Annotated in this window: 1 pseudogene; it reads left to right on the top strand. The window is 43.9% G+C overall.

Annotation, left to right across the window (positions count from 1 at the left end):
- Nucleotides 1-294: pseudogene (locus tag ACYVRA_RS08980) on the top strand (hypothetical protein); the annotation flags it as partial.
- Between the last annotated feature and the right edge of the window lie 152 nt (nucleotides 295-446).

Raw genomic sequence — 446 nt, 5'->3', positions numbered from 1 at the left:
CACTACAAAGAGGCTAGTGTAGGCAGGGTTTGTCCCGGTGTTGATATGAAAATACTTAACCCTGATGCACGCGGTGTTGGCGAGGCAGTTGTAAAAGGGCCGCAGGTTATGCAAGGTTATTTTGAGATGCCGGAAGTTACGGCGCAAAGTTTTACAGAAGACGGCTATTTTAAGACAGGTGATGTTGGCTACCTTGATAATGAAAATTATCTTTACCTTACGGGTCGCGCAAAAAACATGGTTGTTACAGCTGTCTCTTATACACATCTAGATGTGTATAAGAGACAGATGTAAGAGATTCTCTTAGCGGGTCTTCCATGATTCGCAAGCTGTTTGAAGAGGGAGCCTCTTTAAAAAAACAGCATGGCGTGGAGGCGGTTTTTGATTTTTCTATAGGCAATCCTGATCTAGAGCCGCCGCAGGCTTTTCATGACGCATTAGTAAAA

It is taken from the genome of Treponema sp. R8-4-B8 (assembly GCF_054786175.1).
Note: the sequence above shows the minus strand (reverse complement) of the source record. Positions and strands in the feature narration are given on the sequence as shown.